Source organism: Candidatus Planktophila lacus (genome assembly GCF_002288325.1).
Taxonomy (GTDB): domain Bacteria; phylum Actinomycetota; class Actinomycetes; order Nanopelagicales; family Nanopelagicaceae; genus Planktophila; species Planktophila lacus.
The window spans coordinates 630,498-647,123 of sequence record NZ_CP016780.1 but is presented as its reverse complement, the minus strand read 5'-3'; the positions used below and the strand labels follow the sequence as shown (position 1 = coordinate 647,123).

Annotated in this window: 9 protein-coding genes and 3 rRNA genes; all 12 read right to left on the bottom strand. The window is 50.0% G+C overall.

All coding sequences use genetic code 11. From position 1 onward, the window contains the following. Positions 1–7 precede the first annotated feature (7 nt). The 12 genes from A1sIIB106_RS03225 to pheT all read right to left on the bottom strand — a co-directional run bounded on the left by A1sIIB106_RS03225 (position 8) and on the right by pheT (position 16,625). The gene (locus A1sIIB106_RS03225; RefSeq protein ID WP_223299517.1) at positions 8–976 is read right to left on the bottom strand and encodes a tetratricopeptide repeat protein; all 969 of its coding nucleotides are present in this window, start codon (positions 974–976) and stop codon (positions 8–10) included. 130 nt (positions 977–1,106) lie between these two features. Then, positions 1,107–1,223: ribosomal RNA gene (gene rrf / locus A1sIIB106_RS03220) — 5S ribosomal RNA — on the bottom strand. Between the two features lie 135 nt (positions 1,224–1,358). Next, a 23S ribosomal RNA gene (locus tag A1sIIB106_RS03215) occupies positions 1,359–4,450 on the bottom strand. 311 nt (positions 4,451–4,761) lie between these two features. Then, positions 4,762–6,274, bottom strand: a 16S ribosomal RNA gene (locus tag A1sIIB106_RS03210). Together the 16S, 23S and 5S rRNA genes form the textbook arrangement of a ribosomal RNA operon. 497 nt (positions 6,275–6,771) lie before the next feature. Further along, positions 6,772–8,052 (bottom strand): tyrosine--tRNA ligase, encoded by a 1,281-nt coding sequence (gene tyrS, locus A1sIIB106_RS03205; protein WP_095671074.1) that lies wholly within the window; start codon positions 8,050–8,052, stop codon positions 6,772–6,774. An 8-nt stretch (positions 8,053–8,060) separates the two neighbouring features. Then, complete coding sequence (gene argH, locus A1sIIB106_RS03200) at positions 8,061–9,488, bottom strand: argininosuccinate lyase (protein ID WP_095671073.1); 1,428 nt, start codon at positions 9,486–9,488, stop codon at positions 8,061–8,063. Further along, positions 9,488–9,997 (bottom strand): arginine repressor, encoded by a 510-nt coding sequence (gene argR, locus A1sIIB106_RS03195; protein ID WP_095671072.1) that lies wholly within the window; start codon positions 9,995–9,997, stop codon positions 9,488–9,490. The genes argH and argR overlap by 1 nt, the downstream gene beginning before the upstream one ends. Beyond that, complete coding sequence (locus A1sIIB106_RS03190) at positions 9,990–11,171, bottom strand: acetylornithine transaminase (RefSeq protein WP_095671071.1); 1,182 nt, start codon at positions 11,169–11,171, stop codon at positions 9,990–9,992. The genes argR and A1sIIB106_RS03190 overlap by 8 nt, the downstream gene beginning before the upstream one ends. Beyond that, positions 11,168–11,953, bottom strand: coding sequence for an acetylglutamate kinase (gene argB, locus A1sIIB106_RS03185; protein ID WP_095671070.1), 786 nt, complete (start codon positions 11,951–11,953; stop codon positions 11,168–11,170). The genes A1sIIB106_RS03190 and argB overlap by 4 nt, the downstream gene beginning before the upstream one ends. Continuing rightward, on the bottom strand, positions 11,950–13,092 hold the full coding sequence (gene argJ, locus A1sIIB106_RS03180) for a bifunctional glutamate N-acetyltransferase/amino-acid acetyltransferase ArgJ (protein WP_095677312.1): 1,143 nt from the start codon (positions 13,090–13,092) through the stop codon (positions 11,950–11,952). The genes argB and argJ overlap by 4 nt, the downstream gene beginning before the upstream one ends. After that, on the bottom strand, positions 13,089–14,108 hold the full coding sequence (gene argC / locus A1sIIB106_RS03175) for an N-acetyl-gamma-glutamyl-phosphate reductase (protein ID WP_095671068.1): 1,020 nt from the start codon (positions 14,106–14,108) through the stop codon (positions 13,089–13,091). Before argC ends, argJ begins: the two co-directional genes overlap by 4 nt. Positions 14,109–14,168: 60 nt before the next feature. After that, positions 14,169–16,625: a phenylalanine--tRNA ligase subunit beta gene (gene pheT, locus A1sIIB106_RS03170; RefSeq protein WP_095677311.1), complete on the bottom strand. Its 2,457-nt coding sequence runs from the start codon at positions 16,623–16,625 to the stop codon at positions 14,169–14,171. Position 16,626: the final 1 nt, after the last annotated feature.

Below are 16,626 nucleotides of genomic sequence, written 5' to 3'. Positions count from 1 at the left end.
AAGTGAATTACTGGGCGCGCATCAAGGCGTCAGTGAATTCATCATGATCAATATCTGCACACTTCTTAAACCATTCGCGAGCCTCTGCCTTACGACCGGCAACCTCAAGGGCATCGGCATATGCATAGCGAAGGCGAACTGCCCACTCTTCGTTCTCGGTCTTCAACTCTTTACATGTCAGTGTGATAACAGCAGCATCTAACTCGCCGAGATCGCGACGCGCACCTGATGCAACAATGCGCATTTCAATTTCTTCTGGTTTCGCAAGACGCTTTACCTCGTCAGAACCAGCCAAATTCAGGGCTTTTAGCGGCCTTCCTAGACCTCTTTCGCAATCTGCCATTACCGGCCACATAGATACATCACCAGAAATTCGATGCGCAGCGCGAAGCTCCTTTAGCGCAATCTCGTAATAACCAGCGCGATATGCAGCATAACCAGCGCTCTCGCGAACAACAGCTAGGCGACCAGCATGATGTGCAGCCGCAATTCCATGTTTATGTGCAAGTTCTGGATCCGAATCCATGTGAATATTTATCGAAACTAAATGCCGTGCAACGACTTTTGCATTCTCTGCAGACAAACTTAACAACTCTGCGCGAACGCTCTTCTCTAACTCTTCACCAGTAATTTCTTCTGGAATATCTGGTTCGAAAATTCTTGGACGCAGTCTCGATTGATCACGTTCTAAAGGTTTGGGACGAAACCCGCGTGGATCACTGGCTTCACGCCCTTGCGATACCTGACGGGTTGCACCACCACGATCGGATGAACCACCACGAGCCGGAAGATCTTCACGGCGACGTTCGCGATTTGGACCAGATGATCTTGAGGATGAAGAAGATGATGGGCGACCTGAGCTTGGACGATCTGAACTTGGTCGGCTCGATGGGCGTCCACTTGAAGAAGGACGATCAGAGGAAGAGGGACGGCTGGATGGACGGCCAGAATTGGCGCGTGGTTTTCTCTCATCCATTTCGTTCTCCTCTATTTAGATTTTAGATAATTCTAGCGATGAAACCGTTAGGGAAATAAACCAGTCGACAAATAAACCAAACGCAAATAAAAAAGGGGCACTCGTGAAAGTGCCCCTTTTTATAAAAGAAGTCCGGCGACGTTCTACTCTCCCACAAGGTCACCCTTGCAGTACCATCGACGCTGAGAGGCTTAACTTCCGGGTTCGGAATGGGACCGGGTGTTTCCCTCTCGCTATGGTCGCCGAAACGCTATTGAGATTTCGACAAAACCTTTGAATTAGATCGAATTCTGAAGCCATCGTTTATAGATGTCAGAACTCTCTCTATTTCGTGGTTCTCGACCGTATCTCGAGAACCACACAGTGGACGCGTAGCAACTTTGTAGTTAAATCCTCGGCCTATTAGTAGTGGTCAGCTCCAAGCCTTACGGCTCTTCCACTTCCACCCTATCAACCCAGTAGTCTAGCTGGGGGCCTTACTTGGTAAACCAATGAGAAACCTAATCTTGAAGCGAGCTTCCCGCTTAGATGCTTTCAGCGGTTATCCCTTCCGAACGTAGCTAATCGGCGGTGCTCCTGGCGGAACAACCGACACACCAGAGGTTCGTCCAACCCGGTCCTCTCGTACTAGGGTTAGCCCTTCTCAAGTTTCTTACGCGCACAGAAGATAGGGACCGAACTGTCTCACGACGTTCTGAACCCAGCTCGCGTGCCTCTTTAATGGGCGAACAGCCCAACCCTTGGGACCTACTCCAGCCCCAGGATGAGACGAGCCGACATCGAGGTGCCAAACCTTGCCGTCGATATGGACTCTTGGGCAAGATCAGCCTGTTATCCCCGGGGTACCTTTTATCCGTTGAGCGACGGCGCTTCCACAAGCCACCGCCGGATCACTAGTTCCTGCTTTCGCACCTGCTCGACATGTCTGTCTCACAGTTAAGCTCCCTTGTGCACTTACACTCGACACCTGATTGCCAACCAGGTTGAGGGAACCTTTGAGCGCCTCCGTTACTTTTTAGGAGGCGACCGCCCCAGTCAAACTACCCACCAGACACTGTCCCTGATCCGGATTACGGACCGAGGTTAGAAGTTCAAAACGATCAGAGTGGTATTTCAACGATGACTCCACAAACACTGGCGTGCCCGCTTCAAAGTCTCCCACCTATGCTACACAAACCGTTCCGAACACCAATATCAAGATATAGTAAAGGTCCCGGGGTCTTTCCGTCTTTCTGCGCGTAACGAGCATCTTTACTCGTAATGCAATTTCGCCGAGTTTACGGATGAGACAGCGCTCAAGTCGTTACGCCATTCGTGCAGGTCGGAACTTACCCGACAAGGAATTTCGCTACCTTAGGATGGTTATAGTTACCACCGCCGTTTACTGGGGCTTAAGTTCTCAGCTTCGCCTTGCGGCTAACCAGTCCCCTTAACCTTCCAGCACCGGGCAGGCGTCAGTCCGTATACATCGTATTGCTACTTCGCACGGACCTGTGTTTTTGGTAAACAGTCGCTTGAGCCTGGTCTCTGCGGCCTTCCAACGCTTCGGAGGAAAACTCCTACACGTCAAAGGGCCCCCCTTCTCCCGAAGTTACGGGGGCATTTTGCCGAGTTCCTTATCCATAATTATCTCGATCGCCTTGGTATTCTCTACCTGACCACCTGTGTCGGTTTCGGGTACGGGCTACTTTAAATCTTGCTAGATGCTTTTCTTGGCAGCATAGGATCATTCACTTCGCCTTACGGCTCGGCATCAGCTCTCAGGCATGTGTTACGCGGATTTGCCTACGTAACGCCCTACGACCTTACCCCGGGACAACCATCGCCCGGGATGAACTACCTTCCTGCGTCACACCATTGCTTAGCTACTAGTACACCGGTTCGACGCAACCTCAGGTCTGACCGAAGCCAGCCTGATTATGGGTCTTAGCATTAGTACATTCGCTATGGGCGATTTAAAGCGGGTACTGGAATATCAACCAGTTGTCCATCGACTACGCCTGACGGCCTCGCCTTAGGTCCCGACTTACCCTGGGCGGATTAGCCTGGCCCAGGAACCCTTGGTCTTTCGGCGGAGGGGTTTCTCACCCCTCTCTCGCTACTCATGTCTACATTCTCACTTGTGTGACTTCCACGGCTAGATTCCTCTGCCGCTTCACCAGTCACACAACGCTCTCCTACCCATCCAAGCTCCTGGATCTTACGACCGGGATAATGCTTGAATGATAGAACTTCGGTGCTGTGCTTGAGCCCCGTTACATTGTCGGCGCGAAATCACTTGACCAGTGAGCTATTACGCACTCTTTTAAGGGTGGCTGCTTCTAAGCCAACCTCCTGGTTGTCTATGCGACTTCACATCCTTTTCCACTTAGCACAGGCTTTGGGACCTTAGTTGCTATTCTGGGTTGTTTCCCTCTCGACCATGAAGCTTATCCCCCACAGTCTCACTGCTGCGCTCTCACTTACCGGCATTCGGAGTTTGGCTGATGTTGGTAATCTTGTAGGACCCCTCGACCATCCAGTAGCTCTACCTCCGGTAAGAAACACGCAACGCTGCACCTAAATGCATTTCGGAGAGAACCAGCTATCACGAAGTTTGATTGGCCTTTCACCCCTACACACAGCTCATCCCCTAATTTTTCAACATTAGTGGGTTCGGTCCTCCACGCGGTCTTACCCGCGCTTCAACCTGGCCATGCGTAGATCACCTCGCTTCGGGTCTAGATCGTGCTACTTAATCGCCCTATTCAGACTCGCTTTCGCTACGGCTTCCCCTCGACGGGTTAACCTTGCAACACGACACTAACTCGTAGACTCATTCTTCAAAAGGCACGCTGTCACAACTTACGTCGCTCCAACGGCTTGTACGCACACGGTTTCAGATTCTATTTCACTCCCCTTACGGGGTTCTTTTCACCTTTCCCTCACGGTACTAGTCCGCTATCGGTCATCAGAGAGTATTTAGGCTTAGCGGGTGGTCCCGCCAGATTCATACCGAATTCCTCGAGTTCGGTATTACTTGGGATGACAATAAAGAGTTAATTAAGTTTCGACTACGGGGTTCTCACCCTCTATGACTGGCTTTCCCACGCCATTCATCTACTTAACTAGTTTCTGACTCTTTGGTTGAACGGCAGTCCAACCTAACTGGTCCCACGACCCCGATACTGCAACGCCTGCCGGCTTGGCACAGTATCGGTTTAGCCTCTTCCGTTTTCGCTCGCCACTACTAACGGAATCACGGTTGTTTTCTCTTCCTGTGGGTACTGAGATGTTTCACTTCCCCACGTTCCCTTTATCTGCCCTATATATTCAGGCAGAAATAACCAGACATTACTCTGGCTGGGTTTCCCCATTCGGAAATCCTCGGATCAAAGCTCGTTTGACAGCTCCCCGAGGCTTATCGCAGCCTACTACGTCCTTCATCGGCTTCTGATGCCAAGGCATCCACCATGTGCGCTTAATAATTTTTCCACAAAGATGCTCGCGTCCACTGTGTAGTTCTCAAAATACGGGCGGTACTCAATAAGAGTTGAGACTTGAAAATCCAAACTTTTACATTTGGTTCCAGTATCTCTTCTTATTAAGTCCAGAGGTTTGGCGCTAGCCGTCCCCTCAGGACCCAACAACGTGCCTAGTTGAAATTCGATATTCAGGGATTTTCCACTCCATTTTTGTTTTACAACAAATCCGGTTGTACTGGTATGAATTCTTAGATAAACCTAAGTCAATGCTCCACATATGAGCCTGATTTCTCAATATTTTTGAGTTCAGATGCTCCTTAGAAAGGAGGTGATCCAGCCGCACCTTCCGGTACGGCTACCTTGTTACGACTTCATCCCAATCACCGATCCCACCTTTGGCAGCTCCCTCCTTGCGGTTGGGCCACTGACTTTGGGTGTTACCGACTTTCGTGATGTGACGGGCGGTGTGTACAAGCCCCGGGAACGTATTCACCGTAGCGTTGCTGATCTACGATTACTAGCAACTCCGACTTCATGGGGTCGAGTTGCAGACCCCAATCCGAACTGAGACTGGCTTTATCGGATTCGCTCCACCTTGCGGTATCGCAGCCGTTTGTACCAGCCATTGTAGCATGCGTGCAGCCCAAGACATAAGGGGCATGATGATTTGACGTCATCCCCACCTTCCTCCGAGTTAACCCCGGCAGTCTCCTGTGAGTCCCCAACTAAATGCTGGCAACACAGAACGAGGGTTGCGCTCGTTGCGGGACTTAACCCAACATCTCACGACACGAGCTGACGACAACCATGCACCACCTGTATACAGACCTTGCGGCTATGACATCTCTGCCATATTCCTGTATATGTCAAGCCTTGGTAAGGTTCTTCGCGTTGCGTCGAATTAAGCCGCATGCTCCGCTGCTTGTGCGGGGCCCCGTCAATTCCTTTGAGTTTTAATCTTGCGATCGTACTCCCCAGGCGGGGCGCTTAATGCGTTAGCTGCGTCGCACAAACCGTGGAAGGTTCGCACAACTAGCGCCCACCGTTTACGGCGTGGACTACCAGGGTATCTAATCCTGTTCGCTCCCCACGCTTTCGCTCCTCAGTGTCAGTATTGGCCCAGAGACCTGCCTTCGCCATCGGTGTTCCTCCTGATATCTGCGCATTCCACCGCTACACCAGGAATTCCAGTCTCCCCTACCAAACTCTAGCTTGCCCGTATCGGCTGCAAGTCAGGGGTTGAGCCCCTGAATTTCACAACCGACGTAACAAACCACCTACGAGCTCTTTACGCCCAATAATTCCGGACAACGCTTGCACCCTATGTATTACCGCGGCTGCTGGCACATAGTTAGCCGGTGCTTCTTCTGCAGGTACCTTCACTTGCGCTTATTCCCTGCTGAAAGCGGTTTACAACCCGAAGGCCTTCATCCCGCACGCGGCGTCGCTGGGTCAGACTTTCGTCCATTGCCCAATATTCCCCACTGCTGCCTCCCGTAGGAGTCTGGGCCGTGTCTCAGTCCCAGTGTGGCCGGTCGCCCTCTCAGGCCGGCTACCCGTCGTCGCCTTGGTGAGCCATTACCTCACCAACAAGCTGATAGGCCGCGAAGTCATCTTCAACCGAAAAACTTTCCAGCCCCGATCATGCGATCAAGGCTCATATCCGGTATTAGCCCCGGTTTCCCGGAGTTATCCCAGAGTTGAAGGCAGATTCTTCACGTGTTCCTCACCCGTTCGCCGCTAATCCTTCACCGAAGTGATCTCATCGCTCGACTTGCATGTGTTAAGCACGCCGCCAGCGTTCGTCCTGAGCCAGGATCAAACTCTCCATAGAAAGTTTTGTTCATGGCTTACGAGACAAACAAACTGTCGTTTATTTTGTCTTTACCAAAGGAAATCAACGAGTATTGCAAACACTGAATAAACAGTGTTTTACAGATACTTCATTGAAGTATTTATTTAGAGAATGGCCCAGTCAAAATTAAATGACTAGTAATACCATTCTCTGGCATTGACTTATGGCACGCTGTTGAGTTCTCAAGGTACGGATGCGCACTGCTTTTCGGCTTTTGGCCGATTTTCAGGGCAGACTGCCAAATCTAGTCCATCCACGCAGGCACGGTCAAACCGGCCTAAATGGCGCTAAATAAGGAAGATGCTGTACGGCCTAATCGTCCGTTCACACAGCAAGGAGCGTAACTATAGGCGTGCGCAGCGTGAGGGTCAAATCGGCCTAGCCCGATTACCAGTGGGATTGGTCATAGCCTCTAAATAGCAAAAATCTGCATATTTATGCGTAAAAACGTGTAAAAACGGTAGCCCGCGTGGCTTTTAGAGCAGCTCTACCGCTGCAAGATCGCGCTTTCCTTTACGTAAAACTGCATATTTACCGCATAAAAAGTCGCTTTTTGAGGGGGCAAAGTCTTCGCCAGAGATCTTGGCGTTATTCAAATATGCCCCGCCCTCTTTGACGATGCGGCGGGCCGCTGATTTTGAATCGACGACACCAGTTGCCACAAGGAGATCTACCCATGTTGGAATCGGTTCGCTGCTCTTAACTGTTGTGCGCGGAAGTTCTGCAAGTGCAGCCGTCAAAGTTGCCTCATCTAGCTCTGAAAGTTCACCTTGTCCGAAGAGCGCACGCGCTGCTGCTTCTACGCGATCGCAAATTTCGGCGCTATGAACAAGTGAAGTTAGTTCGCGAGCAAGTGCGCGATGCGCCTCACGTGCGCCAGGGTTTTCAGAGTGTGATTTTTCAAGCGCTTCTATCTCTTCGCGAGATTTGAAAGAGAAAACCTTTAAGAAGTTGATGACATCTTTATCGTCAGTGTTCAACCAGTATTGGAAGAACGCATAAGGAGAAGTCATCTCTGGATCTAGCCAGATTGCACCCCCTGCAGTTTTTCCAAACTTAGAACCATCAGCCTTAGCAAGCAGCGGGATTGTTAAAGCATGTGCGCTACCAGATTCAACGCGGCGAATTAGATCTAGACCTGCAGTGATATTTCCCCATTGATCAGAGCCACCTAATTGGAGCGTGCAGTTGTGGCGGCGGAAAAGTTCAAGGAAATCAAATGATTGAAGTACTTGATAGGAAAATTCAGTGTATGAAATACCACCTGCCTCAAGGCGTGATGAAACTGAATCCTTAGCAAGCATTTGGTTGACGCTGAAGTGCTTACCTACATCGCGCAGGAATTCGATAGCAGAAAGTGGTGATGTCCAATCAAGGTTATTGGCGACAATTGCGGCGTTATCTTTGGCGTTGAAATCTAAGTACTTTGAGACCTGTACTCGAATACGTTCTACCCAAGCTGCAACCACATCAGTTGTGTTGAGACTGCGTTCTTCGTTCTTTCCGCTGGGATCACCGATTAAACCGGTCGCTCCCCCGACAAGGGCGATTGGAATATGGCCCGCTAGTTGAAAGCGGCGCAGGGCCAGCAGAACAACGAGGTTTCCGACGTGCAAACTTGGTGCGGTGGGATCGAAACCGATGTAGAGAGTGGTCGGCTTTGATAGCGCTTGGATAAGGGCTGCTTCATCAGTTGATTGCGAGAAGAGACCGCGCCACTTTAGATCGTCGATTAGCGCCTTTGATTGAGTTGCCATTTTCGGGTTCACTCCCCCATCATCGCTGAGAATGAACTCATTTGGTCGGATAATTTCTTTTCTGCAGCCTTTATGTCGGAATTCGCTGATGCTAATTGCGCCGCCAAAGCAGTGCCGCCCGTTGCGCCGACAGTTGTGCGCGATGCGATCGCGCCTTCGACGGTAAGAACCTTGCGGATCTCAGGAGTTAGTTGCGGATGGACCCCCACAAAATCCTGATCGCTTAACTCGTGGAGTTCAACTTTCTTCGCCTCACAAAGTGCAACGCATTTGCCCGCTGCTTCATGGGCTGATGCGAATGGAACATTTGCGCGTACTAAGAAATCAGCAATCTCAGTTGCAAGCGAGAAACCTTGTGGTGCAGCAGCCAACATCTTTGCTCGATCAAATGTTGTTGTCGCAACCATGCCGGTAACTGCAGGAAGAACGAGGATCAAAGTATCGATCGAATCAAATAGTGGTTCTTTATCTTCTTGAAGATCGCGGTTGTAAGCAAATGGAAGTCCCTTAAGCATCGCCAGGACTCCGGTTAAGTTTCCAATTAAGCGACCGGATTTACCTCGTGCCAGTTCTGCCATATCGGGATTCTTCTTCTGCGGCATGATCGATGAACCAGTTGAGTAAGCATCGGCGACCTTCGCCCATCCAAATTCAGATGTTGCCCAGATGCACCACTCTTCTCCGATACGAGATAAATGAACTCCAACCATTGAAATAATAAAGAGCGCTTCTGCAACAAAATCGCGATCGGATACGCCATCGATGCTATTAGCAGAAGATGAAGCAAAACCTAGATCCTTCGCCGTTACTTCTGGCTTTAAGCCAAGCCCTGATCCAGCGAAAGCTCCCGAACCAAGTGGGCTTACCGATGTGCGCTTTAACCAATCTTGAATTCGATCGAGGTCGCGAGCAAAAGCGTGGATATGTTTTGCTAACTCATGACCAAAGAGAATTGGTTGCGCGTGCTGCATGTGAGTAAACCCAGGCGCAGGCGCATCGCCATACTCTGCGGCCTTTGCTGCAAGCGACTTTTGAAGTTCCAAGATCATCTGAGAAATTTCCATCATATGATCGATTGCGAAAAGTTTTAGATCTGTCGCTACTTGATCATTGCGTGATCTACCTGCGCGCAGCGCTCCCCCGACATCACCGATCTTCTCGGTTAAGCCACGTTCTAGCGCGCTATGAACATCTTCATCGTCTTCGATGGCAACGAATTTACCGATAGCAACTTCATCGATTAATTCACGAATAGCGCTTTCAATCTGGCTCGCAACATCCTCTTTCAGAAGCCCTGAAGATTTAAGCACTCGCAGATGCGCTAGCGATGAACGCAGATCGTAAGGCGCTAGCCGCCAATCGAAGTCAACGCTACGTGAAAGCGCAAAGACCGCATCAGCTGGTGCGTCAGAGAAGCGTCCACCCCAGAGAGCCATTATTTCTTCGCCTTTCGTTTTGCAGATCCGCGTTTTGCGCCTGCGCCGAAGCTGAGCAATTCTTTCGCAAGATCGGCTCCACCGGTGGCCTTCTTCGATACAACTAAAACCGTGTCGTCACCGGCGATAGTGCCGATGATGTTTTCAAGGCCTGAGTTATCCAGTGAACTTGCTAAAAATTGGGCTCCACCAGGTGGTGTGCGAACTACGGCAAGGTTGCCAGATGATTCGACCGAGAGAATCAGGTCCGAAGGAAGTGGCATAGATCGCGCGATCGAGCCATCAGCGGTTGTTCCAAGTTGATAGATCAATTCGCCAGACTCGCTACGCGAACGAACGGCGCCTAGCTCTTCTAGATCGCGACTTGCAGTTGCCTGCGTGACATCGAACCCGGCCTTCTTCAGTAACTTAACCAAATCAGATTGCGAATGAACAACACCTGCCTTGATTAATGCAATCGCCTTCGCGCGGCGCGCAGAAACCGAGCTTGAATTCAACACCTTAGCCATTAGTTACCTCTTTCATCGCCTTTGCGAAAGCCACAATAAATTTATCGATCTGAGCCTTGGTGACAATTAACGCCGGAGCAATTCGTATAGTTTCTAGATTTGGAGCATTTACCAAGAACCCGTTTTTTGCTAACTGAGCGGCTAACTCTTTTGCATACTCCCCATCTAGAGCGATTCCAATAAGTAAACCTCTACCGCGAACTTCGCGCACGCCACGTATCGCTGAGATCTTTATTTTCAAGCGTTTCTCAAAACTCTTGGCTTGCGCCATTAATCGGTTCTTCTCGATTACAGAGATAGCAGCTAGCCCGGCCGCTGCTGCAATTGGATTTCCACCGAAAGTTGTTCCATGTTCACCTGGAGCAAATTGTGGAGTCTTGCTGCCGAGAGTGATCATCGCACCGAGCGGAAGACCGCCACCAATACCTTTTGCGAGAGTGATTACATCAGGGCGAACGTTCTCGTGCTCATATCCAAACCAATTACCAGTTCGCCCCATGCCGGTCTGTACGCAATCGAAAACTAGAAGTACGCCGTGCTGATCACAAAGTGACCGCAACTGCTTTAAATATCCGTCTGGTGGAGTTACAACCCCTGCCTCACCGAGAATTGGCTCAACAATGACCATCGCCGTTTTCTTGGAGACCGCTTTGTACATCGCTGGAATATCACCGAATGGCACGTGCTTAATATCTTTGAGCAAAGGTCGAAACGGTGCGCGCTTGCTCTCTTGGCCAGTTAATGAAAGCGCACCCATGGTGCGACCGTGGAATGCCCCAGTTGTTGCAACAATTCGCGTCTTTCCAGTTTTCCGCGAAAGTTTGAGTGCAGCTTCATTAGCCTCTGCTCCTGAATTACAGAAGAAGACTCTTGCTGTGTTGTCTCCGGTCATCTCCTGCAACTTCTTGGCAAGCGCTAGGCCTGATGGATGGCTATAGAAATTGCTTACATGGCCAAGCTTTGCAACTTGTGTTGAAACCGCTTTAACTATTGCAGGATGGGCGTGACCGAGAATATTTGTGGCGATGCCACCGAGGAAATCCAGATACTTCTTCTTCTCTGAATCAGTTACTACTAGGCCTTTTCCTGAGACTAAATTGATTTCTGGAACGCCGTAATTCAACTGCATTACATCGTTCCAAGTAGTCACTGTGGATTTCTTAACTGGGCTCATTTAGTCACCAACGTTCCGCCAGAGTTACCTAACGCCATAGCGAAGGCCGATGGATCCGTTCCATCGATAATCCTTACTGCACTTGCTCCGCCATCTATCGCATCAAGGCATGCCTTAACTTTTGGTGCCATGCCTTCGGCAAATGTTGATTTAATTGCATCTAGTTCAGCATAAGAGATAGCTGAAATCAGAGACGAAGTATCAGGCCATGCGCGATAGATGCCGGCAACATCGGTCATGATGATCAAACTTTCAGCACTGAGCGCGCCTGCGATCGCAGCGGCTGCGAGATCGGCATTGACGTTAAGTCCCCCTTTGAAGTTTTCATCGGTGGCGATCGGTGAGATCACTGGAACTTGCCCGCCCTTTAGAGCGCTGTTGATCGCCTGTGGATTCACTGCAGTGATTACTCCAACCAAACCCAAATCAACTGGTGAGCCGTCAACTAATTTGCGAAGCGGTTCGGCGATCAAGCATTCACTGGTGCGGCCAGAGAGCGCGACTGCGTTAACTCCGGCTCGGCGAAGTGAATTGACAACTTCTGGACCAACTTCGTTTACCAAAACTCTTTCTACAACTTCGAAGATTTCAGGGGTGGTCACGCGGAAGCCGCCAATAAATTCCGAAGCTATCTCTTCTTCCTTGAGCGCCGCATCGATCTGTGGGCCACCACCGTGGACCACAACTAGCTTCACACCGCTCTCTTGCGCTGACGCTATTGCCTTTGCGAAACCACCATTCTCATCCTTCATGGCATGGCCACCGAATTTAACGACGATCATGTTGCGTAGGCCGAGTTCTCATGAACATAGTCATGTGAAAGATCATTGGTGAAAACAGTTGCGTTACTTGAACCAACCTTGAGATCCACTTCAATCGTAACTAAACGATTTTCGAATGAAACTTTGTTGCGATCCTCGAACGGTGCGCTAGATCTTGCGACTTGCACCCCGTTAAGAGTGACATCTATATCCAGCGGATTTAAGTGAGCTCGGGCAGTTCCGACAGCGGCCAGGACTCGACCCCAGTTTGGATCTCCACCGAAGATCGCACATTTCAACAAATTATTTCGGGCACAGGCTCGAGCAACTTCTACAGCATCACTTTCAGAAGCCGCGTTCTTGATCTCGATCGCCACGGTCTTGGTAGACCCTTCGGCATCTGCGATTAGTTGTTGAGACAAAGAACCACAGATCTCCATTAGCGCGCTCTCTAGTTCAGGCTCGCTTGGCGCAAATCCACTTGCGCCAGAACCCATCAGCAACACAGTGTCGTTAGTTGATGTGCAACCATCAGAATCGATTCGATTGTAGGTGCGATCGCAGACTCTCTGGAATATCTCTTGCGCGTTATCTGGCAAAAGAGCATCTGTCATCACAACCGAAAGCATGGTCGCCAGAGCGGGCGCCAGCATTCCGGCTCCCTTGGCGACTCCGGATATTTCGAAGTGGTCGTTCTTAAAGTTGGCAATCTTGGAAACGCTATCGGTTGTCATAATTGCACTAGCTACATCTTGCAACGAATCGGTTGAGAGCGCTATGGAAATCTGATCTATGCCAGAAATAATCTTCTCCATCGCCAGTAGCTCGCCAATCAAGCCAGTCGAGCAGACAACTACTTCGCCAGATGAAATACCGAGTACTTCGCCAACGTGTTCTGCTGTTCTATGTGTGTCAGCAAAGCCTTGTGGCCCTGTGCACGCGTTAGCACCACCTGAGTTAAGAATTGCCGCGCGAACTATCTTCTCTTTGGTGACTTGCTTGCTCCAAATAACTGGAGCTGCCACAACTTGATTTGATGTGTAAACCGCCGCCGCATCAAATTTTGGGCCGTTATTTAAAATCAACGTCAAATCCAAAGCACCCGAACTCTTAAGTCCTGCCGCGCAAGAAGCAGCGGTAAAGCCGCTAGGCAGTTTCATACCCCAAGACCCATGCCAGTAAGTCCAAGGTTTTCAGGAAGTCCGCAGATGATGTTGGCGTTCTGTATCGCTTGTCCAGCCGCACCCTTAACCAAGTTATCGATTGCCACGCTTACAACCAAACGATTGGTGTGCTCATCGACTGCAACTTGTATCGCAACATAGTTGCTTCCTAAAACTGAAGAAGTTTGTGGCATTTGCCCAAGCGGCAAAACCTTCACGAATTCTTCGCCGTTATAAGCATCGTTATAAATCTTATGGGCTGCCTCATTCGTGATTGCAGAGTTAAGTTTCATGGTGATCGTTGCGAGAATTCCACGTGGCATTGGCGCGAGAATCGGCGTAAACGAGATCTTTGCTGCAGTCCCCGTTGCACGTGTGAGCGCTTCTTCGATTTCCGGAGTGTGCTGGTGAACTCCCCCAAATTTATAGGAAGTGAGGCTTCCCATAACTTCGCTAGCAATTAAATTAATCTTTGCGCTACGCCCTGCACCTGTTGTTCCGGATGCTGCAACAACTACGACATCGCTCAGATCTGCAATCTTTGCTGCAGGTGCGGTACCTAAAGCAATCGCTGTGGCGTAACAACCAGGATTAGCGACCTTAGAAGATTTTGCGATATTTGCACGCGCTCCTGGAAGCTCTGGAGCGCCATAGGTCCATGTACCAGCGTGAGTTCCACCGTAATACTTTTCCCACTTAGCACCGTCTTCTAAACGATAGTCAGCTCCAAGATCAACAATCTTCGCCTTTGGACTAAGTGATGCGATAACTGCTGCGCTTTCGCCATGTGGGAGCGCTAGGAAAATAAGCTCGCAGCGTTCAAAATCGCTCGCCTTGAAGGATGAAAAACTTTGACCGGCGTAAGAAGTTAACTGCGGATGGACCGAAGTGATTTCTTCGCCAGCGTTGCTATGAGCCGTAACGCAGGAAACCTCAAACTCAGGGTGCCCAGCCAGCAAGCGCAGGAGTTCTCCCCCGGCGTAGCCGCTAGCTCCAATAACTCCGATTTTCATAGAATGAGAATAGCATAAATATGCAATTTAGCGCATATTTATGCAAGATCAAAACCCGGATTATGCTGTACGAAGAACGGCGCCAGTGGCCTTTTCGGCGGCAACTACCGCCGCTTCGCGCATTTCTGAAACCTCAGCCCCTGTAAGAGTGCGATCAGGTGCGCGGAAAGTTAGCGTGAAGGCCAGCGAGATTTTGCCGTCACCAATCTTGTCGTAGCGATCAAAGAGTGCAATGGACTCGAGTAAATCCCCTGCACCGCTGCGCAGAGCGCTTTCTACTTCGAGTGCTGTGACAGATTGATCGACGATTAGTGCGACATCTTGAACGGCCGCGGGCATAGTGCCAACTCTGGTTGGTCGAACGATTTGAGAATCTGGCAAAGCACTTAGTCCAACTGCAAAGGCAACGCTTCGTTCTGGCAAACCGTACTTGGCAATAATACGTGGGTGAATCTCACCGGCATGTGCAACTGCCTTGCCATCAACGATTAATTCGGCGCAGCGGCCAGGATGCCACGGCGCAAAATCGGAACGTTTAATCGTCCATTCAAGGTTGCAAAGTTGCAAGATATCTTGGGCATAAGCGATTGCATCCTGCCAGTTATATGCACGGGCTTTGCCTTGCCAGTCTTCGTTTTCAACTTTTCCTACAAGCAGTCCAGCAACGTGAAAAGCTTGTGGAGGAACGCTGGCATAAATCGCCTCAATTGTTTTGGCATCAGGACGGCTTCCGATAACCGGAGAAACAGCTGGAACCAGCCTCTGCGCGCTGCGGAAGATCGAACCCATTTCAAAGATCGCAAAATCTTTTGCACCTCGGCTGATGTTTCGCGCCGCTACTTCGACAAGGCCTGGTACTAAGTGAACACGCATGAGCGGGAACTCTTCAGACATTGGATTTGCGATGCGATACGTGGAAGCGCGTTCTCCAACGAATCCCATCTGATCGATGGTCTCTTGATTGGTAAATGGGAATGTTTGAACTTCTGCCAAACCGCGTGCAGCGAGCATTGCAGAGATAGCTCGGCGCCGTTTCTGCGTTGGCGTAAGGCTGGCGTGATTTGGACGTGGTGGAAGGATTGATGGAATCTTGTCGTAACCAATCATGCGGGCTACTTCTTCAGCCAAATCTGAAGGTGTTAACAAGTCTGCGCGCCAAGATGGAGGATCAACGGCGAATGACTTTTCATCTACATCGCAGCCAATTACTCGCAGAACGCGCGCGATTTCAGCAGGTGCAATTTCAAGCCCCAGAATCTTTGAAATATAGGTCGGATCGAGTTTCACAACAGGCGCATACTTTGGTTCGCCAGCAACAACCGTTGCGACATGTTTGGCAGAACTATGCGCAGTTAAGAGCTGAACAAAGCGCGCTGACGCGAACTCAGCAAGCGATGGATCCACGCTGCGCTCAAGTCGACGCGATGCTTCAGAGGAAAGTTTATGGCGACGAGAGTTCTTAGCAATTAACACCGGATCGAAGCGAACTGCTTCAAGTGCAATTTCAGTTGTGTTCTCGGATATCTCAGAAGACTGTCCGCCCATCGTGCCTGCAAGTGCCAACGGTTGCTTATCGTCACAGACCATCAAATCTTCAGGATCGAGGTGACGAACTTGACCATCAAGAGTTGTAAATGGTTGTGCCTTACCAGCGCGCTTGATGGTTAGGCCACCAGAGATCTTCGCCTTATCAAATGCATGTAGCGGCTGACCGAGTTCAAGCATTACATAGTTAGTTACATCCACAACTAGCGAGATTGAACGCATTCCCATCTTCTCGATGCGACGTCGCATCCAAATCGGAGTGGTTGCAGATGGATCGAAATTTGAAAGCGTGCGGAGGTAGAAGACCGATGCTGTTGCAGGATCTTCAATCTTTGCAGCAACGCCTTTGCCAGTCTCTTCAAACTTCAAAGCACGAAGTGGCTCAACTGGATCCTTAAAGTTAAGTCCAAGTGAGCCAGCTACCTCGCGAGCTATACCGCGAATACTTAGCGCGTAACCACGATCCGGATTAACGGCAACATCAAAAATTGTGTCGTTAATTTCGAGAACTGCGATTGCATCTGCGCCGATCTCAACTCCGCCTTCGGCAAAGACCATGATTCCTGAGTGATCATCACCTAAACCGAGCTCGCGTGAAGAACAGATCATGCCATTAGAAGTTTTTCCGTAAGTCTCGCGCGCTCCGATTTTGAAATCTCCCGGCAAGACTGCGCCAGGGAGAGCGGCAACGACTATGTCGCCAACCGCGAAGTTAGTGGCGCCGCAGATTACATAGCGAGTTTCCTTCTCTCCGCAATCGATTCCAACATAACGAATTGGCTTCTTAAACTCGGTTATCTCTTCAATAGTTAAAACTTTGGCAAAGGTCAGTGGACCCGTTAAATCAGCGCCCGCTTCAATGATCTCTTCGACTTCAAAGCCAACGCGGATCAGGCCATTAGAGATTTCTTCGGCAGAAATCTTTGCCGGAATATCTACAAATTCACGGATCCAAGATAGAGGTGCGCGCATA